At 42.7% G+C, this 19381-nt stretch carries 23 protein-coding genes and 1 tRNA gene; 21 read left to right on the top strand and 3 right to left on the bottom strand.

The window, feature by feature from the left end; translation table 11 throughout:
• Positions 1–85: 85 nt before the first annotated feature.
• Together NQ095_RS20095 and cshA are read left to right on the top strand one after the other, a co-directional pair.
• Entirely contained in the window at positions 86–775 is a 690-nt protein-coding gene (locus NQ095_RS20095) for an alpha/beta hydrolase (protein ID WP_258265204.1), read from the top strand.
• 261 nt (positions 776–1036) lie between these two features.
• Positions 1037–2551 (top strand): degradosome RNA helicase CshA, encoded by a 1515-nt coding sequence (gene cshA, locus NQ095_RS20090; RefSeq protein WP_258265203.1) that lies wholly within the window; start codon positions 1037–1039, stop codon positions 2549–2551.
• A 303-nt stretch (positions 2552–2854) separates the two neighbouring features.
• Here cshA and NQ095_RS20085 read toward each other — a convergent pair whose 3' ends face one another.
• Positions 2855–3004 (bottom strand): hypothetical protein, encoded by a 150-nt coding sequence (locus tag NQ095_RS20085; RefSeq protein WP_258265202.1) that lies wholly within the window; start codon positions 3002–3004, stop codon positions 2855–2857.
• Positions 3005–3210: 206 nt separating this feature from the next.
• Here NQ095_RS20085 and uvsE point away from each other — a divergent pair, with 206 nt between their 5' ends.
• From uvsE to NQ095_RS20070, 3 genes are all read left to right on the top strand, one after another.
• Positions 3211–4173 (top strand): UV DNA damage repair endonuclease UvsE, encoded by a 963-nt coding sequence (uvsE, locus tag NQ095_RS20080; RefSeq protein ID WP_258265201.1) that lies wholly within the window; start codon positions 3211–3213, stop codon positions 4171–4173.
• Between the two features lie 97 nt (positions 4174–4270).
• Entirely contained in the window at positions 4271–4750 is a 480-nt protein-coding gene (locus NQ095_RS20075) for a PH domain-containing protein (protein WP_258265200.1), read from the top strand.
• Positions 4740–6197, top strand: a complete 1458-nt coding sequence (locus tag NQ095_RS20070; RefSeq protein ID WP_258265199.1) for a PH domain-containing protein — start codon at positions 4740–4742, stop codon at positions 6195–6197. Before NQ095_RS20075 ends, NQ095_RS20070 begins: the two co-directional genes overlap by 11 nt.
• 45 nt (positions 6198–6242) lie before the next feature.
• On the opposite strand, the gene NQ095_RS20065 is transcribed toward NQ095_RS20070, so the two are convergent.
• Positions 6243–6827, bottom strand: a complete 585-nt coding sequence (locus NQ095_RS20065; RefSeq protein WP_258265198.1) for a rhomboid family intramembrane serine protease — start codon at positions 6825–6827, stop codon at positions 6243–6245.
• A 139-nt stretch (positions 6828–6966) separates the two neighbouring features.
• Between NQ095_RS20065 and acpS the strand changes: the two genes are divergently transcribed.
• From acpS to NQ095_RS19995, 14 genes are all read left to right on the top strand, one after another.
• Positions 6967–7317, top strand: a complete 351-nt coding sequence (acpS, locus tag NQ095_RS20060; RefSeq protein WP_258265197.1) for a holo-ACP synthase — start codon at positions 6967–6969, stop codon at positions 7315–7317.
• A gap of 211 nt (positions 7318–7528) precedes the next feature.
• Complete coding sequence (locus NQ095_RS20055; RefSeq protein ID WP_258265196.1) at positions 7529–8542, top strand: LolA family protein; 1014 nt, start codon at positions 7529–7531, stop codon at positions 8540–8542.
• 251 nt (positions 8543–8793) lie between these two features.
• Positions 8794–9999, top strand: coding sequence for an alanine racemase (gene alr, locus NQ095_RS20050; RefSeq protein WP_258265195.1), 1206 nt, complete (start codon positions 8794–8796; stop codon positions 9997–9999).
• A 126-nt stretch (positions 10000–10125) separates the two neighbouring features.
• A complete protein-coding gene (locus tag NQ095_RS20045) occupies positions 10126–10407 on the top strand; it encodes a CopG family ribbon-helix-helix protein (protein WP_032085355.1) in 282 nt (93 codons plus the stop codon).
• A gap of 4 nt (positions 10408–10411) precedes the next feature.
• Positions 10412–10762 (top strand): type II toxin-antitoxin system endoribonuclease NdoA, encoded by a 351-nt coding sequence (gene ndoA / locus NQ095_RS20040; protein WP_034763063.1) that lies wholly within the window; start codon positions 10412–10414, stop codon positions 10760–10762.
• Positions 10763–11171: 409 nt separating this feature from the next.
• Positions 11172–12002, top strand: coding sequence for an RsbT co-antagonist protein RsbRA (locus NQ095_RS20035; protein WP_258265194.1), 831 nt, complete (start codon positions 11172–11174; stop codon positions 12000–12002).
• Complete coding sequence (locus NQ095_RS20030; RefSeq protein ID WP_034763058.1) at positions 11999–12355, top strand: STAS domain-containing protein; 357 nt, start codon at positions 11999–12001, stop codon at positions 12353–12355. Before NQ095_RS20035 ends, NQ095_RS20030 begins: the two co-directional genes overlap by 4 nt.
• A 2-nt stretch (positions 12356–12357) precedes the next feature.
• The gene (locus tag NQ095_RS20025) at positions 12358–12759 is read left to right on the top strand and encodes an anti-sigma regulatory factor (protein ID WP_034763056.1); all 402 of its coding nucleotides are present in this window, start codon (positions 12358–12360) and stop codon (positions 12757–12759) included.
• Positions 12760–12770: 11 nt separating this feature from the next.
• A complete protein-coding gene (locus tag NQ095_RS20020) occupies positions 12771–13781 on the top strand; it encodes a PP2C family protein-serine/threonine phosphatase (protein ID WP_258265193.1) in 1011 nt (336 codons plus the stop codon).
• A gap of 75 nt (positions 13782–13856) precedes the next feature.
• Positions 13857–14189 carry an anti-sigma factor antagonist gene (locus NQ095_RS20015; RefSeq protein ID WP_098351067.1) on the top strand — a complete coding sequence of 111 codons (333 nt, stop codon included), beginning with the start codon at positions 13857–13859 and terminating at the stop codon, positions 14187–14189.
• Positions 14189–14656, top strand: a complete 468-nt coding sequence (gene rsbW / locus NQ095_RS20010) for an anti-sigma B factor RsbW (protein ID WP_044340442.1) — start codon at positions 14189–14191, stop codon at positions 14654–14656. The genes NQ095_RS20015 and rsbW overlap by 1 nt, the downstream gene beginning before the upstream one ends.
• Positions 14634–15431 (top strand): RNA polymerase sigma factor SigB, encoded by a 798-nt coding sequence (gene sigB, locus NQ095_RS20005; protein ID WP_258265192.1) that lies wholly within the window; start codon positions 14634–14636, stop codon positions 15429–15431. The genes rsbW and sigB overlap by 23 nt, the downstream gene beginning before the upstream one ends.
• Complete coding sequence (locus NQ095_RS20000) at positions 15431–16027, top strand: PP2C family serine/threonine-protein phosphatase (protein WP_258265191.1); 597 nt, start codon at positions 15431–15433, stop codon at positions 16025–16027. Before sigB ends, NQ095_RS20000 begins: the two co-directional genes overlap by 1 nt.
• A 177-nt stretch (positions 16028–16204) precedes the next feature.
• Positions 16205–18388, top strand: a complete 2184-nt coding sequence (locus NQ095_RS19995) for a Tex family protein (protein ID WP_258265190.1) — start codon at positions 16205–16207, stop codon at positions 18386–18388.
• Between the two features lie 74 nt (positions 18389–18462).
• Here NQ095_RS19995 and cmpA read toward each other — a convergent pair whose 3' ends face one another.
• Positions 18463–18576, bottom strand: a complete 114-nt coding sequence (cmpA, locus tag NQ095_RS19990) for a cortex morphogenetic protein CmpA (protein ID WP_094075192.1) — start codon at positions 18574–18576, stop codon at positions 18463–18465.
• 145 nt (positions 18577–18721) lie between these two features.
• On the opposite strand from cmpA, the gene NQ095_RS19985 reads away from it, so the two are divergent.
• Positions 18722–19192 carry a SprT family protein gene (locus NQ095_RS19985; RefSeq protein ID WP_258265189.1) on the top strand — a complete coding sequence of 157 codons (471 nt, stop codon included), beginning with the start codon at positions 18722–18724 and terminating at the stop codon, positions 19190–19192.
• A gap of 115 nt (positions 19193–19307) precedes the next feature.
• A tRNA-Asn gene (locus NQ095_RS19980) sits at positions 19308–19379 on the top strand.
• Positions 19380–19381 lie beyond the last annotated feature (2 nt).

The raw sequence follows: 19381 nt of genomic DNA, 5'->3' as shown, positions 1-19381 counted from the left end.
ACTTTTATACAAATGAGCAAAATGAGCTTGTATATGTCGGGAGCGTGGCTCGCTCCCTACCTTTTACTAAGTAAGTGGGGATAACATGATCGGTTGTTTACTAATCCATGGTTTCACAGGGAGTCCTTTTGAAGTAGAACCCCTGGCTGAATTCCTCCAGGACAGAACCGATTGGGAAATCGTCGTGCCGACTCTTCCGGGTCATGGGGAAACTCTTGAGCTGAAAGGGATTAAGCATATCGAGTGGATTGAACATGCTGAGTCCGAGCTGCAAGCCCTGTTGGATACATGTGACGAAGTATACGTAATCGGTTTTTCAATGGGTGGATTGATTGCCTCCTATCTTTCCGTGAAGTATGATATAGATAAGCTCGTGCTGTTAAGCGCGGCAGCTTACTATATAAATGTTAAACAGTTACTGAAAGATATTGGAAGTTTGATCATAGAAGGAATACAAGGAAATATAATGGAAAACGAGCTGTACAAACGGTATAAATTCAAAGTGACCCAAACCCCGATCCTGTCGACATACGAATTCAGGAAAGTCGTCCGTATCGCTCGTCCGCTCCTCCAAAAGGTGAGCATCCCAACCTTTATCGCCCAAGGAGAGAATGATGGAATAGTCCCCCCTAAAGCTGCGAAATATATATATGAGACTATTTCCTCAAAAAAGAAAAACCTATTTTATTCCCCTGAAGCCAAACACTTGATATGTCATAGTGAAGATAAGCACGATCTTTTTGATAAGATCTACCAATTCCTGCAAAGTGAATAGATTGACTATTTGACATTAGATTGAAATTCATTTCTAGAAGTGGTAACATAACTACAACATAGTTCTTATTTTGTTGGACGTGCTAGCTCTTCTATTTTGAAGAGTGTATTTTTTTGTACCAAACATAAAACTAAACATCTCATATAGACGGTTTTAGATTAGATACCGAAGTCTTTCGGTGGGTAAGATTTCGTTCCGACCTAAAAATATAATCAGATATTGATTAGTTATAAAAGATGTAAATTAAAGGAGAATGTAACATTGACTAAGTTTGCAGATTTAAACTTAAGCGCAACTACGTTGAAATCAATTAAACGTATGGGCTTTGAAGAAGCGACACCAATTCAGGCAAGTACGATTCCAGTAGGTTTAGAAGGTAAAGATATTATCGGTCAGGCACAAACTGGAACAGGTAAAACAACAGCATTCGGAATTCCGATGATCGAGAAAATCGACGTAAAAAATCCTAACGTTCAAGCTCTTATCATTGCACCAACTCGTGAACTTGCGATCCAAGTTTCTGAAGAGTTATATCGTATCGGCGCCGACAAGCGTGCTCGCGTGTTATCTGTCTATGGAGGAAGTGACATCCAACGTCAAATCCGCGCGATGAAAAAGAATCCTCATATCATCGTGGGTACACCAGGTCGTCTACTTGACCATATCAAACGTAAAACACTCAAACTTGAAAACGTTGAAACACTAGTACTTGACGAAGCAGACGAAATGCTGAACATGGGCTTCATCGAAGACATCGAAAGCATCCTTGAGACTGTGCCAAGCACAAGACAAACACTTCTATTCTCTGCAACAATGCCGGATCCGATCCGTCGCATTGCAAATCGCTTTATGACAGAGCCGGAAGTAATCAAAGTGAAATCAAAAGAAGTAACGGTTTCGAATATCGAACAATACTTCACTAAAGTAAGTGAAAAAGAAAAATTCGACACACTTTCACGTTTAATCGACGTACAATCACCGGAACTTGCGATTGTATTCGGCCGTACAAAACGTAGAGTAGACGAATTAGCGCGTGCTCTTAGCATCCGCGGCTACCTTGCAGAAGGTATTCACGGAGATCTTTCTCAAGCCCGTCGTATGACGGTCCTTAAGAAATTCAAAGAAGGACGCATCGATATCCTGATCGCAACAGACGTTGCTGCCCGTGGATTAGATATCTCAGGCGTAACGCATGTTTACAACTTTGATATTCCTCAAGACCCTGAAAGCTACGTTCACCGTATCGGACGTACAGGTCGTGCAGGTAAGAAAGGTATGTCCATCACTTTTGTTACACCAAGAGAAATGGGTTACCTGAAGATCGTTGAACAAACAACGAAGAAGAAAATGACGGCCCTTAAGCCACCTAGCATAAACGAAGCACTTGAAGGTCAGCAACGCCTGGCACTAGAGAAGCTGGTTGAAGCTGCGAAGGAAAGCGATCTTAAAGAATACTATCCATTAGCGGAAGAATTCCTTGGAGATCACGATCCTGTTCAAGCAGTAGCTGCAGCGATTCGTGTATTGACGAAAGAGCCGGATACTACTCCTGTAGAAATCACGGAAGAGCGTCCATTACCATCAAGAGGTGGAAATCGTGGCGGCGGAAATCGCGGCGGTGGATACAAAGGTGGAGCTCGCAGCGGAAGTCGCGGTGGATCTTCACGCAGCGGCGGTGGAAATCGCGGAGGCGGAAGCCGTGGCGGAGATCGCAACCGTACAGGCGGCGGCAGACCACAATCTTCAAGCAAACGTAAATCTTATAACAATTCATGATTAGATAGATAGAACACGATGACCTTTAGGGGTTGTCGTGTTTTTTTTGTTGGTGTACGTTTGGGAAGTGGTATGGGTGGTCGGAGGGAGAGTGTTGAACTCCAATTTATGTAACAAGACGGAAATTACACCGGATCCCCGGCGCCGGAAGACCCCTATAAACAGATTATCCATGCTCAAAAAATCATCGATAAGATAAAGGAATTGAATGAAAAACATCCAACCTCGACCGTGACAGATAAAGAACTTCTAAAAATGAAGAGGCTCATATTGAAGTATCATCATGACCCTGACATTGACATCTTAACTGCCTACTCCCTGACAAAAATCGACATCCTCACCGGTGTACGCTGTGGAAACTGCCCCCACATCCCCATGATCAGAGTCAGTGCTTCCTGGTCCTGCCCTAAGTGCCGCTACTCCTCTAAGACTGCGCACATCAAAGCAATCCACGAATACTTCTTACTCCTAAACAACCACCTAACCAATAGCGAACTAAGAAATTTCCTCCATCTTAACTCAAGAAATACAGCCTATAAAATGTTAAAATCCCTTCAATATGAAACTCAGGGAGGGACGAAATCTGTGAACTATTCAAAACCCAAAAGATAATTCCCCACCAGAGCGCACATACTAATCCAAAAAAAGGAGTCCTATCCATGACACTCGTAAAACTCGGCTATGTAGCCATGAGCATGAACCTTCAAAATGCTTCCCCCTCCCAAACGATGACCTATAAGCAGTTCGCAGGCATAAAGGATAGGGAGGCAGCAATTCATAAATTAGAGCGGATTGCCCGGTCCAATTTACAAAACTGCCTTAGGCTTTTAAAGCATAATGTCCTGAATGAAATCCATTTCTTCCGCTTCAGTTCAAAGTTGATCCCCCTTGCGAATCATCCTGAATTGAAGGGATGGGATTTCATTTCTCCGTTAAAGGAAGAGCTAGGAGCGATAGAAGAGTACCTGAAGCTTCATCCAATGAGGGTGGGTTTTCATCCTGATCACTTTGTTCTGCTGAATTCCAGTGATGTCGATGTTCTGAAAAATACGTTGAAGACGCTTAAGATGCATGAGGCTTTGTTGAAGGGGATGGGAATTGATCCGACCCATCGCTGTGTTTTACATGTAGGTGGAGCTTATGAGGATAAAGAAAAGGCCCTTGAACAATTTATACATAATTGGGGGCTGACGCCGGTATCTCTTCAGCGGATGATCATTCTTGAGAATGATGACACGGTGTTCAGTGCAGCGGATGCCCTATATTTGTGTGAGAAACTTGGCATCCCACTTGTGTTTGATTATCATCACCATCTTGCCTATAACGAAAGGGATTGGCTCCTGGATTGGGAAAGAGTGGTCGGGACATGGAGTCACTCCCTGTTGCCGGTGAAAATGCATATATCCAGTCCACGGTCCCTGGAAGAATACAAGGCTCATGCTGATTTCATCGATCCCGGGATGTTCATCGACTTTTTACATGGAATCAGAGGTTCAGTAGATGAAATTGATTGTATGATCGAAGCGAAGAGAAAGGACGATGCGTTGTTCAAGCTAGTAGAGGACCTGCAAGGAATGGAAGGTATTGAATGGGTTGATAAAAGTTCTTTTATAGTGAAGTAGGTGTAATGAAATTTTATTCTCCCAACAATCTGAAACCATCTCTGTTCCAAAACGTATATTTACTGTAAGATTTAGTAAAGAGAGAAGGGGGATTTGAATGATTGGGGAACCGCAAAAGAGAATATCGCCATTGGCTTTGAAAGTTTGGAAAATATACGGGGTATTGGAATCGTTGATCGTGGCTGCCTTGGCAGTGGGAGCCATAGTTTTGACTTTTATATTTGACTGGTCCCAATGGGTGACCGCAATATCAGTCGTTGTGTTAATCCTTTTTACATATGTATTCGTGTTTTTACTTCCGACCATCAAATGGAAGAGGTGGCGGTATGAAGTGAGGGAACAGGAAATTGAATTGCAGAGGGGAATCCTGATTGTGAAACGGACCCTGGTTCCGATGGTGAGAGTTCAGCATGTTGATACAGTGCAGGGGCCGATCTTAAAAAGATACGGGCTATCGTCGATTACCATATCCACTGCAGCAACCGTCCACGAGATTCCTGCTTTGGACATGGAAGAAGCGGATGACCTGAGGAATTCGATATCGCAGCTGGCGAGGGTGGCGGAAGATGATGTCTGAACATAAAAGGCTTCATCCAATATCGGCAGTGGCGAGTTTTGTTAAACAGCTGAAAGATTTGATTGTTCCATTCGTATTTTTGTTTGTCATAAACAATCGGGGGGAGAAGAATGGATTTTGGGACTATTTGCCCCTTCTTTCCATGGCTGCTGTCCTTGTCATCGTTCTTGTTTTCGGAATTATTAAGTGGCTCCGTTTTACCTATCGGCTTGAAGAAGGCGAACTGAGGATAGAGTATGGGCTGTTTGTGAAAAAGAAGCGGTATATCCCGATTGAACGGATCCAGAGTCTGAACTTCTCGGAAGGTGTTTTACACCGTCCCTTTGGGCTTGTAAAGGTGAAGGTCGAAACAGCGGGCTCTTCAAATGCCAGAGAGTCGGAAGCTGAACTGACCGCGATTTCAAAAGAGGAAGCGCTGGAGTTAGAACAGATGATTTATCGGGAGAAGAAGGGTCAGAGCGTGACGGAGGATTCTTCTCTAGAGCAGGCTCCAATTCAAGAAGGTGAACCATTTTTCACCCTTGGAACCAAAGACATCTGGGTTCTAGCAGCAACCTCGGGAGGAGTAGGGGTCATTATTTCGGGGGTTGCGTTATTTTTATCGCAATTTAATGAACTCATTCCATATAAAGATGTATATGAAGAAGTGGCCGTGTTTATAAAAAGTGGCGTGTTCATTGTTGCATTGACGGTATTTTTAGGGCTGATCCTTGCATGGCTCCTCTCAATCGTGTGGACGTTTATCATTTATGGCGATTTTAAGATCAGAATAGTGGATGATCATATCGTCATAACGAGAGGACTGCTTGAAAAGAAGCAGATGACGGTCCCGTTAAACCGGGTTCAAGGGATCCGGATCGTGGAAAATCCCATCAGGCAGCTGATTGGGTATTGCACAGTGCATATTGAGAACGCAGGTGGATCTGTTTTAGAGAAAGACAGTGCGAGTATTAAATTATTCCCGATCATAAAGAAGGAAAGGGTACCGGAGTTGTTAAATGGATTGTTTCCTGAATATATCCTCCAAGATGATTTTAACGGACTGCCGGGCCGTTCCATGAGAAGATATGTGTTCAGACAATCTGCCTGGGTGCTGGTTCCTGTCGCTGCTGCCAGCTATTTCTTCTGGCCGTACGGTCTTTGGGCAGCCCTCTTGATCCTGCCTCTTGGTGTACTCGGATACTATCAATACCGAGCAGGTGGATTCAGAATCGATGGGGGACAATTATCTTTGCGGTATCGAGGGGTATTGAAAAATACGATGTATATGAAGAAAAATCGGATTCAGTCCCTTGATACGAAAGAGAGCTGGTTTCAGTCGAGAAAAGGATTGGGGAGTTTGACGACTACGGTAAAATCAGGAGCAGCGGGTTATGCAAGCCAGGTGAGAGACCTTAAGAAAGAAGATCTGAAAAGGATTGCCTCCTGGTTCTCCCATAGTATATAAAATAAAGAAGCGGCCAGTTGATCCTGGCCGCTTCTTGCATGTTTCTTATTTCCTGCCCGATATCCATCCGATGACAAATCCCGCGATCAATCCGAAGATATGAGCGGTGATGTTAATGCCTGATTGCATAAAGGTCATGACGACCCCGATGATCACGATGGGAAGGATGATTTGCCTGCTTTCTCTGGTGATGAAATGATTTTTCAGGACGATCATGGCAATATAGAAGCCGAATAGCCCGAAGATGGCCCCAGATGCACCGACGTGGCTATAGGTAAGCGGCTTGATCAGGTAGGTAATGATATTGGCAAATACACCACATGCTAAGTAAAGGGCAAGGAACTTTGCTTTTCCAAGGTGTTTTTCCAGAGGCGGCCCGAATAGGACAAGAGAAAACGAGTTGAATAATAGATGGGCAAACCCCATATGCACGAAGATCGGAGTGATCAGTCTCCACCATTCCCCTTCCCTTATGAATACATTCACACCAGCGAGTTGTTCGTACACCCACAATTGAGGGAAGATCGGAAGGGCGCTGACGGTGTATAAGACGATATGAATCAATACGATCAGGGAGATAATAGGATAGTATCGTAGAAATTGAGAAAAACTTTCCGTTCGTACAAACATAGTGTATCCTCCTAAATGGGCTTGTTTCGTCCCATAAAAATAACCGTTAGTACTATAGTATAAGAAAATGATGAAAATCACGAGTAGAGTTTATTATTAAAATATGCAGGACAGGACAAGAGTAGAAGGGGAGTCGCATATGATAAAAGGAATAGGGTTGGATATTGTAGAGATCGGACGCATCCGGGAATTATTGGGTCGGCAGCCGAAGTTCGTGAAGAGGATCCTCACGGAAAGAGAAGAGGATACGTTCTTTTCTTTGAGTGAAGGGCGCAGGATTGAGTATGTGGCTGGGCGTTTTGCGGCTAAAGAAGCTTATGCCAAAGCAAACGGGACCGGGATCGGGACGGTGCTTTCGTTTCGGGATATTGAAATCAGTAAGGACGGGAACGGCAAGCCTTATTTTTCAAAACCGGAAGGAACCCAGGCCCATCTATCCATCACTCACAGCAGGGAGTTTGCGGCAGCCCAGGTCGTCATTGAAGCGTAATTAAATTTCATGCTTGTCATCTTCACTAGCATAATCCCTCAGGTTGTCTCATATATTCAGTAGTGCAATAGGAGAGACAAGGCCAGTTGTTTAACAATCGCGGTTCGTTGGCGAATGGAACCGGGCATTCTTTCAAGGATCGTCCATTCTTTGACAGGTGGCCTTCCCCTCTCTCAATTACGTTTATCCTGGGACAAAAGGGGTTGAAAAAATGAAGAAAAAGCTAGTGATATTAGTGATGGCCGTGTTGGCAGTGCTTGCACTCGCTGCTTGCGGAGAACAATCGAAAGAAGATGTAACCAAGGACCTTAAGGCAAAAGTAGAAGATATGAAGGGGTACAAAGCAGATGCAAAGATGACCCTGCAGGTGGGAGAAGAACCGCAAACCTATGATGTAGAAGTATGGCATAATGACCCTAATTATTATCGTGTAGCTTTAAAGAATGCTACGAAAGATCAAAGCCAAATGATCCTGCGTAATGATGAGGGAGTCTTCGTCCTGACACCGGCTCTGAATAAAAGCTTCCGCTTCCAAAGCAACTGGCCAGAAAACAGCAGTCAGGCATACTTGTATGAATCCCTGGTCAAAGATGTGTTAGAAGACAAAGATGCGACCTTCAAAGAAACGAAGAGTCACTATGTCTTCACGACGAAAACACGTTACCAGAACAGTCAGATGCTTCCTACACAGGAGATTGCTTTCAACAAAAAAGACCTGACGCCTGCTTCTGTAAATGTCATGGATTCAGATCAAAACCCGCTTGTAAAAGTGGAATTTTCAAAGATGGACATGAAAGCCGCGTTCGATAAAAAAGATTTCGATATGAAGAAAAATATGACCGGTGCACGGCTTGAGGTTCCAGTAACAGCTGCAGTAGAAGATACGGAATTCACCGTTCTTTACCCGATGTCAGAAATCACCGGTACTGAATTAATAGAAGAAAAAGAAGTGGCGACGGATACAGGGAAACGAGTCATCTTAACCTATGATGGTGAAAAATCCTTTACGATCGTTCAAGAAAAGACGACTGTAGTCCCTACGATGACCGTGTCTACATCCCTTAAGGGGGAATTGGTGGATCTCGGTTTCACTGTAGCGGCCATGACAAATCAATCCATCAGATGGACGAATAATGGTGTGGATTATATGCTTGCTTCAAATGACCTGACTCCTTCCGAAATGGTCATGGTGGCACAATCGGTGCAAGGTTCAATGGTGAAATAATATTTATGATCGGGGCGGTCCTATCAGGGTCGCCTCTTCATGTTATAAAGCAATTCCCACCACAAATTGACCGCAAAGTCCCCTCTCCAATCATAAATCGCCCCATTTTCCCATTAAACCCCATGTCGATGTGTTCCTTCCTGCTAAAAATCCAAAATCTATTCACCACAATCAATGATAATATGAATAATACATGGTATTCTTGAATAGAATGACAATGTTTTGTGTAACGATATGAGGAAGTGAACAGAGTGGAAACCCAGACGCATTTTTTTCGAGATACATGGGCTGAAATCAATTTGGATCATTTATATGAAAATGTAAAAAATATTAAAGGGCATATCCCGGATGACGTTAATGTATTTGCCGTTGTAAAGGCAAATGCATACGGACACGGGGATGTTCAAACATCTCTCACTGCCCTCGCTGCAGGGGCGCATGGATTGGCCGTTGCATTCCTGGATGAAGCGATTTCTTTGAGAAGGGGAGGCATCACCGCTCCGATTCTTGTCCTGGGGGCGACACGGCCAAAAGATGTGAAGATTGCTTCTCAATTGGACATTTCATTAACGGTCTTCCATAAGGAGTGGCTTGTGGAAGCTGAAAGACAGTTGTCGAAAGAAGATCATTTAAACCTCCACATCAAGTGTGATACCGGTATGGGGAGGATAGGCGTTCGCACCTCCGAAGAATTAAAGGGTATCGAGGAATATATCTGTTTCCATCCCCAATTCAAGCTTGAGGGGATCTTTACCCATTTTGCTACGGCGGATGAACTGAATGATGACTATCTTGACGAGCAATTGGGGCGCTTCGAGTATATGCTTGAACAACTGGAAACACTTCCTGCATATATCCATTCTTCCAATAGTGCTGCTACTCTAAGGAAAACGAACACCCTTTTTAATGCCGTCCGGGTGGGGATCGCCATGTATGGTCTCACACCATCGATTGAGATGAAACCGGAACTTCCATTTCCGTTGAAGGAAGTCTTTTCCCTTCATTCCAGACTCATTCATACAAAGGAACTCGCAGCCGGGGAAAAAGTCAGTTATGGAGCTACGTATGAAACGGGCGAATCGGAGTGGATCGGGACGATTCCGATTGGATATGCTGATGGCTGGCTGCGGAAATTACAGGGTCAGGACGTATTAGTGGACGGAAAGAGAGTTCCAATTGTTGGAAGGATCTGTATGGATCAATGTATGATCCGCCTACCTGAATCCCTGCCGATCGGAACCCGTGTCACGTTGATCGGCAAGCAGGATGAAGGCGCCATAACGATGGATGAAATCGCCCGAAAGCTTGATACCATCAACTATGAGATCCCTTGCATCATCTCGACAAGAGTGCCGCGCATTTACATCCGGAACGGGGAAGTGACGGAAGTGTCGAATAAGCTCTTATCGACAGGTATGGACGGTCAACAGGAAAATAACGCCCCGTTTAATGAATAAATAGTATTCTAACTGGTGGATAATAGAAGAGATTGATAAATTAACTTTTCATTCCCTGTGTTTGATGGTATGATAAATATGTTAATGAACAGAAACGGTATGTAGTGATTGGTGGAGGTGTAGTTTGTGTCTGAATCCAGCGCAACAACAGAAATCTTAATTCGTCTACCGCAACAGCTCGTTACAGAATTAGACGGCTTTGCAGATCAAGAAAATGTGAATCGCAATGAGTTTATTTATCGTGCAACCAAAATGTATTTAAGAGAGCGTAAGAAGAGACAATTACGTGAATCTATGAGACGCGGCTATATGGAAATGGCGAAGATTAATCTGGCAATCGCTTCAGAAGCGATTCAAGCAGAATATGAGGCAGAACATACAGTCGAACGCTTAGTAAGCGGAGGTTAATCCTTTGATTGTAAAGCGTGGTGACGTATATTTTGCAGACCTTTCTCCTGTTGTAGGTTCAGAACAAGGCGGAGTTCGGCCGGTGCTTGTTATTCAAAACGATATAGGGAACAGGTTTAGTCCCACAATTATTGTAGCTGCCATTACCGCACAAATTCAAAAAGCAAAACTGCCTACTCATGTTGAAATTGATGCAAAACGTTATGGCTTTGAACGTGATTCCGTTATCTTGCTTGAACAGATTCGAACAATTGATAAACAACGTCTTACCGATAAGATTACACATTTGGATGATGAGATGATGGAGAAAGTGGACGACGCCCTGCAGATCAGTGTGGGTCTGATCCAGTTTTGACTCATGAGTCCGTCCTTCGTGTGAATCCATTATCACGTATGCTATAGAGACAATATTACTGCAAACCAGAAGGCTTGCTGATCAACAAAAGCTTGATCATTGAGCCTTTTTGTTTTGCTTTTTTTATTTCCAATACCCTTTGAAGCCCGATTTTATCGTGAAAGAAGAAACTGGATAATGGAAAAATAGACAATTTTATGACAAAACAAGGCAAACAATTTATAATGGGAAAGGAAAGAAATAAAAATACCCGAAAAGGCATAGTTTTTTTCTTTTATATATTTATTTGTTACTATTAAAGTAATTACGTCATTTTTCGTTCATGGTTGTAAACTACTTTAAGATTGGGTTACATCAATCGCCATAAATACTGAGGATAAATTTCATATGATAGAATGGAGAGAACTAAATGTTTAGTGAAGTCACGGATTATATTCACGACAATAAATCAGAAATCACTAGTATTTGGATGGAACGGATGAGGAATGAAGCGGATGAGAAGTTTCTTCAAGTCGTTTCAGATCAGGTTTTCACTAAGACAAGCCATGAGTTTGTTGAAATGATTGCTTCAAACTTAAGAGATTCCAAAGAATTCAATAGCCGCTTGGAAGATTTCGCTGAAAAGGTTGTCAGGTTAGGATGGCCACTTACATTTGTGACAACAGCTTTAGGTACATTTGGTAAAGTGGTTTACGAAGGTATGACGAATGACCAACTGATCACAGATGAAAATCACGCTGCTCAGGTTGAGAAATTCGATCAATGGCTGACACCAATGTACAACAAAGTGGTTAAAGCTTATACAGAATCATGGGAAAGAACGGTTTCTCTTCAGAAGATAGCATTACAGGAATTATCAGCACCACTCATACCGGTATTCGAAAAGATTTCCATCATGCCTCTTGTGGGTACAATAGATACTGAACGGGCCCGTTTGATCATGGAAAACCTTTTAAACGGTGTGGTAAAGCATAGGGCGGAAGTCGTACTGATTGACATTACCGGAGTACCGGTCGTGGATACCATGGTTGCCCATCATATCATCCAGGCTGCAGAAGCCGTGCGTTTGGTGGGGGCGAAGTGTATGCTCGTGGGTATCAGACCCGAAATCGCTCAGACCATCGTTAATTTAGGAATCGATCTTAATCAGTTCAGTACAAACAGTACGCTCCGAAAAGGAATCGAAAAGGCTCTTGAAATGACAAATCGAAAAATAGTTTCGGCGGAGGGATTAGAGTGAGAATACCAATTTTAAAGCTGCATGATTGTTTGTTGATTTCCATTCAGTGGGAGCTGGATGATCAAACTGCCCTTCAATTTCAAGAAGATCTTCTGCAGAAGATTCACGAAACGAGTGCAAGAGGAGTAGTAATCGATATTACTTCCATCGATTTTATAGATTCATTCATCGCTAAAGTACTTGGGGATGTGATCAACATGTCCAGGCTGATGGGGGCAAAAGTTGTCATTACAGGCATCCAGCCTGCTGTAGCGATTACGTTGATCGAGCTGGGGATCAGGTTAGAGGATGTCCTAACCGCTCTTGATCTGGAAAAAGGTCTGGAGAAATTACAATTGGAACTGGGGGACTAGGTATGGATAGCCAATCCTGCGTGAAGATCACGAATGAATGGGACATCGTTGCTGCCCGCCAGTTAGGGAGGAATGTAGCGAAAGAGCTCGGATTCGGCACAGTTGACCAAGCTCGTATCACTACGGCTATCAGCGAATTAGCAAGGAACATCTATTTATATGCTGGCTATGGTCAGATTTGTATTGAAAAATTATTCGACGCCGGTAAAAAGGGTGTGCGCATCATCGCATTAGATGAAGGCCCTGGCATTGCCGATATCAGAAAAGTAATGGAAGATGGATATTCCACATCAGGCGGATTAGGAGCAGGTTTGCCTGGAGTTAAGCGTTTAATGGACGAATTTAACGTCGAATCTGTACCGGGTGAAGGGACAGATATAAGGGCGACCAAGTGGCTCCGCTAGGGGGAGTTATTATGAATTTCAGAGAATTGATGGATTCAAAATATAGAGAAATTATTGAGCACTATCTAAACGACCAAGATGAGAAAGCTCTTTATTTGGGACAGAAATTCAGTCGTAAATCAATTGAGCATAACGTATCACCGGAAGAAATCATCAGTCTCCATAAGAATGTCATCCTGGAAATGGAGCCAAACATACCGCATCAGGTGTTGCATTCTTTCGATATCCTCTTGGAAGTCATGATAGGTTATGGTTTTGCCTATCGTGAACATCAAAGCTTGAGAACGAAACAACAGGAATTGAATAATGAAATAGATGTGGCATCCAATATGCAGCAAACCCTTCTCGGGACCGTAATCCCTTCAATCGAAGGGCTGGATATTGGTGCGGTGAGTGTACCTGCAAAGAAGATGAACGGTGATTACTACCACTTTGTCCAGGATGAAAATGACAGTGTAAGTGTGGCCATTGCGGACGTAATAGGGAAGGGCATACCAGCGGCTCTTTGTATGTCCATGATTAAATATGCGATGGATAGTTTACCGGAGTATCGTAATGAACCGAATGCGGTTTTGGAAAGCTTGAATAGAGTAGTCGAACAAAACGTGGACGCCAGTATGTTCATAACCATGTTCTACGGCGTGTATAACTCTGAGAAACATCTTTTTTCATACTCATCAGCTGGGCACGAACCCGGCTTTTTTTATAGAGCGTCAACCAATGAATATGAGGACCTTGATGCCAAAGGCCTTCTATTGGGTGTCGATAAAAAGGCGAAGTACAGACAATACGAAAGACGTGTGGAAGTGGGGGATATGATCATCCTCCTTTCCGACGGAGTAACAGAATGTCGTACGGAAGAAGGTTTCATCGAGAGGGAGGATCTGGTCCAGTTAATCAGCCGGTATGCACATCTCCCTACTCAGGAGATCATCAATAATGTGTATAAGCAGCTTGAGAAACTCCAGCACTTTGAGCTTAGGGACGATTTCACCTTAATCATCATAAAAAGAAATTCATAATGTTGTTTATTTTTATCGCAAATAGGGTAAATGAATAGAGTCGTATTATAATGTTGCCAAAAAGGTGGTCTTTTTATGAACTTATCAATAGATATGAAAGAAAAAGAAAACGAGCTGCTCGTTAAAGTAGCCGGTGAAATTGATGCATATACAGCTCCAAAGCTTAAAGAAACCCTTCAGCCGTCTGCTGAAGCTGACAATAAAGATATTACAGTCGATCTTTCCGAAGTGTCATACATGGATAGTACGGGGCTCGGAGTGTTCGTCGGTCTGTTTAAAACAGTTAAGGCCCGTGGTGGGCAGCTTAATCTAATCGGACTATCTGACCGTTTGCAAAGGTTGTTTGATATTACAGGTTTAGGGGATATTATGAATATCAATTCCAAAGTAGAAGGTGGAGTGGAATGATGCAAGCTTTTGATTACATCGAGATGAAGATCCCCGCTAAGCCGGAATATGTCGGGGTCATTCGTTTGACGCTTTCGGGAATTGCAAGTCGTATGGGGTTTGATTATGATGCAATTGAGGATTTGAAGATTGCCACAAGTGAAGCGATCACTAATGCGGTTCAGCATGCGTATAAAGACAATGACGGAGAAGTTGTGGTCGGATTCGCATTGTACGAGGATCGTCTTGAAGTGATGGTGGCTGATCACGGAGAAAGTTTTGATTTCAAAGAAATCCGCAGTGCTGTTGGTCCTTATCATGCCGATCATTCCGTTGAGTTCTTAAGAGAAGGTGGTTTAGGCCTTTACCTTATTGAGAGCCTTATGGATGATGTAAAAGTGCATCACAAGGAGGGAGTGACAGTCTTCATGACTAAATTCCTATCAGGGGAGCAGGTGGAGAGGGATGAAAAAACTATCTCAACCTAACCAGCAGGCTCAAAAAGAAAAAGTACTCAAGTGGATCAAGGATTATCAGGAAACCCAGGATGATGATGCCCAAAGCCAGCTCATTTTGCACTATCAGAACCTTGTTGAATCCATTGCGAGGAAATATTCAAAGGGCAGGTCTTTTCATGAGGATATTATCCAGGTAGGGATGATTGGACTGCTTGGTGCAATCAGGAGGTACGATGAATCGTTCGGCAGATCATTCGAAGCCTTTGCGATTCCCACCATCATCGGAGAGATTAAAAGGTTTTTAAGGGATAAGACGTGGAGTGTCCATGTTCCCCGTAGAATAAAGGAACTTGGCCCGAAAATTAAATCGACGGTTGAAGAGTTAACAAATAAATTGGAACGCTCTCCCCAGGTTCATGAAATTGCTGAGTACCTGGAAGTAAGTGAAGAAGAGGTTCTGGAAGCGATGGAAATGGGCAGGAGTTATCAGGCTTTGTCTGTGGATCACTCAATAGAGGCAGATTCAGAAGGAAGTACGGTAACGATACTGGATATCGTAGGAGATCAGGATGAAGGTTATGAAAAGGTAAATCAGCGACTCGTTCTGGAGAAAGTCCTTCATGTCCTTTCCGACAGGGAAAAAGCTATTATACAACACACTTATTTAGAAAATCTAAGCCAAAAAGAAGCTGGGGAAAAGCTCGGTATTTCACAAATGCATGTTTCCCGCCTGCAAAGAAGAGCGATTAAAAAGCTTCGGGAAGCCATCCAAGAAGAGATGAACGATCCGGAGAGTCGTTATTAATGGCTTATCTTCAACAAAATGAGATAGAGCTTTATGCAGAGCAAGTATCGAAAAATGGGAATCCCTTTTGTGGTGATAGTTATTTCTATACTTCCACAAACGATTACTTTATCTGTGCCCTGGCCGATGGTTTAGGCAGTGGTAAGTATGCCTATGAATCGTCACATGCTGTCGTTGAGATTGTTGAAAAAAATCATCATGAAGATGTTGAGACCCTTATGAGTCTTTGCAATGATGTCCTTCAGAAAAAACGTGGAGCTGCTGTGGCGATTATTAAAGCATATTATCATTCCAAAGAATTTGTGTATAGTTGTGTAGGTAATATCCGTTTTTATATGTATGCACCAGAAGGTAAGATGACCTATCCCTTACCTGTCACAGGCTATCTCTCCGGAAGGCCTCAAACGTATAAAACCCAACGTTTTCATTATAATACCAACTCAAGATTTCTCATTCATTCAGATGGATTGAGCATTTCCGGCGTAAAGAATATCCTTCAAAGATATCCGACCCTTCATGGGGCGCTAGGTGATATTCAATCCTTAGTAGACGGCACTTCAGATGATACAACATATATCATTGGAAACTTACTCTAACAGGCTTAGGGTAAGTTTTTTTGTTTATAAGTCCAATTTCCGCCCAAAGGAAAGCGGGCACCTGGAGCAAAACTCAACCATTACCAGCTATTTAGTCAAGCGATCCATCTATCACCTAGGTCGTCAGCGTTTCAATCCCCACAGACAGATATGGTAAAATAAATGAGAATCCTATATATGGAGGTAATACAATTGGCTGCAACATTGACAAAGCAAGAACCATTACTTCATCAAGTATCAAAAGAATTGAACTTATCAATAAAGAATGTAAAAAACGTCATTTCACTTCTGGAGGAAGGGAATACAGTTCCTTTCATCGCACGCTATCGAAAAGAGCAAACTGGCGCACTGGATGAAGTCCAGATTCGTAATATTATGGATAAATGGAATTATCTTCAGAATCTAGAGCAGCGAAAAGAAGAAGTCATCCGTCTGATAGAAGAACAGGGGAAGTTAACGGAAGAATTAACCCGGTCCATTCAAAAAGCGGATAAGCTGCAAATGGTGGAAGATTTATATCGACCATATAAACAAAAGAGGCGTACCAAAGCAACCGTAGCAAAAGAAAAAGGCTTGGAGCCCTTGGCCGAATGGATTCTTACCTTCCCAATAAAAGGAGACCTTACTGGTGAAGCTTCAAACTACATCTCTGAAGAGAATGAAGTAACAACAGTCGAAGAAGCCCTGGGTGGAGCCCGGGACATCATTGCTGAATATATTTCTGATGAAGCCTCTTACCGGGATTACATAAGAAAATATACATTCCGTAAAGGATTAATTGAATCAAAGGTAAAAAAAGAAGAGTTAGACGAAAAAAAAGTGTTTGAAATGTATTACTCCTATCAGGAACCCATTCATAAAGTTGTCCCCCATCGTGTCCTGGCAATGAATAGAGGGGAAAAGGAAGACATTCTCAAAGTGAACATCCAGCCAGATACAGAAGGTATTCAAAACTATTTGGAAAAGCAGGTCATAAAGAATATCCACTCCATTTCCGTACCCCTTGTGAAAGAAGCAGTGGAGGATAGTTATAAAAGGCTCATCCAGCCATCAGTGGAAAGAGAAATCCGCAATGAGTTAACAGACAAAGCGGAAGATCAAGCCATTCATATTTTCTCTGAAAACTTGCGTAAATTATTGCTCCAACCTCCAATGAAAGGGAAGATGGTATTGGGTGTCGATCCTGCATTTCGGACTGGCTGTAAGCTTGCTGTCATTGATGATACAGGGAAAACCCTCGATATCAATGTGATCTATCCACATACATCTCAATCTCAACGAAACAAGGCGGAAGACGCTTTTAAATCGATTTTGACGAACTATTCGATTGAGGTTGTTGCGATTGGTAATGGAACTGCGTCGAGAGAAACCGAACAATTTGTTGTTGATTTATTAAAAGAAGTAGGCGGGAATATTTCTTATTTAATAGTAAACGAAGCGGGGGCAAGCGTATACTCTGCATCGGACGTGGCGAGAGAAGAGTTCCCGGACCTTCAAGTAGAAGAAAGAAGTGCTGTCTCCATTGCTCGGAGATTACAGGATCCATTAGCTGAATTAGTGAAAATCGATCCTAAATCAGTAGGGGTCGGACAATATCAACACGATGTTTCCCAGAAGAAGTTGAACGAATCGCTAACTTTTGTAGTGGAAACGGCTGTAAACCAGGTGGGTGTGAATGTAAATACCGCCTCCTCCTCCTTATTGCAATATGTAGCAGGACTTTCTAAAACAGTGGCCAACAATATCGTGAAAAAGCGGGAGGAAGAAGGAAAGTTTCTTTCCAGGGCACAATTAAAAAAAATTCCAAGACTTGGCGCGAAAACGTTCGAACAATGTATCGGCTTCCTGAGGATAATGGATGGGAAAGAGGTGCTTGATAGGACTTCCATTCACCCTGAGAATTATAACGATGTAAAGAATCTCCTTTCTAACGTGGGGATGAGTGTAAATGATATCGGGTCAGATAAACTCAAACAGTCTTTGGAACAATTGAATATAGATGAAGTGTGTGAAGAGTTGGAAATAGGGAAATTGACCTTGAAGGATATTATCGATTCACTGATTAGACCTGGTCGAGATCCCAGGGATGAGTTTCCTAAACCGTTACTGAAGAAAGATGTTCTGAAGCTTGAAGATCTATCGGAAGGAATGGAGTTACAAGGAACCGTTCGAAATGTAGTCGATTTTGGTGCCTTTATTGACATTGGTGTGAAACAAGATGGGCTTGTCCATATATCAAAGCTGAAAAATGGTTTCGTGAAGCATCCTTTAGATGTGGTTTCAGTCGGGGACGTTGTGACCGTTTGGGTTGATAGTGTAGATGTCCAAAAAGGCAGGGTCGCACTGACAATGGTTAATTAAGAAATGAATAGGAGCTGACTGAATGATAGTGAGCTATCTGGAGGTCAGCTCTTTTTTATATACGCTGGAATTCATTAAGAGCAGTTCTTCTTTCTGTAAAAATTCCAACATTGATTAAGGAGTTTGATCTGGTATCGATCTTTCTCAAGATAAGCTTTTCTCAATTGATTGACAAGCCAATTTGGCATCGTTGAACCTCCTTATCCCTTTGAAGGTGCCGCTAAATTGAAAACGGTCCCTCTCCGGGTAGTTTGTCAGTTTAAAACAATAAGGGTGATACCTAGTGTATGCTATAATGGGTTGTCATGTTCTAATTAAGAAAGAAGGATTTGTATGACAAATGCTGAGCTGCAGCAATTAGTTGAAAGAATTTCAATTCAATCATTCCGCAAGCCATTTCAACATAAGGCGTATTTCAACCCAAGACTACGCAGCACCGGTGGAAGATATATGTTGGGCAGCCATGATATCGATATTAATCGAAGATATCTGGACGAGCATGGAATGGAAGAACTGATCGGAATTATAAAGCATGAGTTATGTCATTACCACTTGCATATTGAAGGAAGAGGATACAAACACGGGGATCAGGACTTTAAAAGCCTGCTCAAACATGTCGGGGGACCAAGGCATTGTTCTTCATTGCCAAGTGTAAACAGGAGGAGACGGGTGTTACACTATGTCTGTTCTCAGTGCGGTCTGAATTTCGAAAGAAAAAGAAAAATCAATACAGGGAAATATGTGTGTGGTCGCTGTAATGGAAAACTTCGCCTCGTAAAGGAAGTCGTGATTGAAAAAGGGTAATTGTAAGAGGTGTTTTTCTTGTGGGAAAAGTGCCTGAAAGTAGTTGACAAGAAATCGATGAGTCATTATAATCTAAAGAGTCGATAAGACGAGTAAGCGTAAGAATACTTCACGTTCCGCAGTAGCTCAGTGGTAGAGCTATCGGCTGTTAACCGATCGGTCGCAAGTTCGAATCTTGCCTGCGGAGCC

Source organism: Rossellomorea sp. SC111 (assembly GCF_024733565.1).
In the GTDB taxonomy this organism is placed as follows: domain Bacteria; phylum Bacillota; class Bacilli; order Bacillales; family Bacillaceae_B; genus Rossellomorea.
This window is presented reverse-complemented; position numbering and strand designations above follow the sequence as displayed.

Bases quoted from the DNA above. Each gene is read 5' to 3' on its own strand.
- NQ095_RS20095 (WP_258265204.1), top strand. From the start codon at position 86: ATGATCGGTTGTTTACTAATCCATGGTTTCACAGGGAGTCCTTTTGAA.
- uvsE (WP_258265201.1), top strand. From the start codon at position 3,211: ATGACACTCGTAAAACTCGGCTATGTAGCCATGAGCATGAACCTTCAA.
- NQ095_RS20075 (WP_258265200.1), top strand. From the start codon at position 4,271: ATGATTGGGGAACCGCAAAAGAGAATATCGCCATTGGCTTTGAAAGTT.
- NQ095_RS20070 (WP_258265199.1), top strand. From the start codon at position 4,740: ATGATGTCTGAACATAAAAGGCTTCATCCAATATCGGCAGTGGCGAGT.
- NQ095_RS20065 (WP_258265198.1), bottom strand. From the start codon at position 6,827: ATGTTTGTACGAACGGAAAGTTTTTCTCAATTTCTACGATACTATCCT.
- acpS (WP_258265197.1), top strand. From the start codon at position 6,967: ATGATAAAAGGAATAGGGTTGGATATTGTAGAGATCGGACGCATCCGG.
- NQ095_RS20055 (WP_258265196.1), top strand. From the start codon at position 7,529: ATGAAGAAAAAGCTAGTGATATTAGTGATGGCCGTGTTGGCAGTGCTT.
- NQ095_RS20035 (WP_258265194.1), top strand. From the start codon at position 11,172: ATGTTTAGTGAAGTCACGGATTATATTCACGACAATAAATCAGAAATC.
- NQ095_RS20025 (WP_034763056.1), top strand. From the start codon at position 12,358: ATGGATAGCCAATCCTGCGTGAAGATCACGAATGAATGGGACATCGTT.
- NQ095_RS20020 (WP_258265193.1), top strand. From the start codon at position 12,771: ATGAATTTCAGAGAATTGATGGATTCAAAATATAGAGAAATTATTGAG.
- NQ095_RS20015 (WP_098351067.1), top strand. From the start codon at position 13,857: ATGAACTTATCAATAGATATGAAAGAAAAAGAAAACGAGCTGCTCGTT.
- rsbW (WP_044340442.1), top strand. From the start codon at position 14,189: ATGCAAGCTTTTGATTACATCGAGATGAAGATCCCCGCTAAGCCGGAA.
- sigB (WP_258265192.1), top strand. From the start codon at position 14,634: ATGAAAAAACTATCTCAACCTAACCAGCAGGCTCAAAAAGAAAAAGTA.
- NQ095_RS20000 (WP_258265191.1), top strand. From the start codon at position 15,431: ATGGCTTATCTTCAACAAAATGAGATAGAGCTTTATGCAGAGCAAGTA.
- NQ095_RS19995 (WP_258265190.1), top strand. From the start codon at position 16,205: ATGGAGGTAATACAATTGGCTGCAACATTGACAAAGCAAGAACCATTA.
- cmpA (WP_094075192.1), bottom strand. From the start codon at position 18,576: ATGCCAAATTGGCTTGTCAATCAATTGAGAAAAGCTTATCTTGAGAAA.
- NQ095_RS19985 (WP_258265189.1), top strand. From the start codon at position 18,722: ATGACAAATGCTGAGCTGCAGCAATTAGTTGAAAGAATTTCAATTCAA.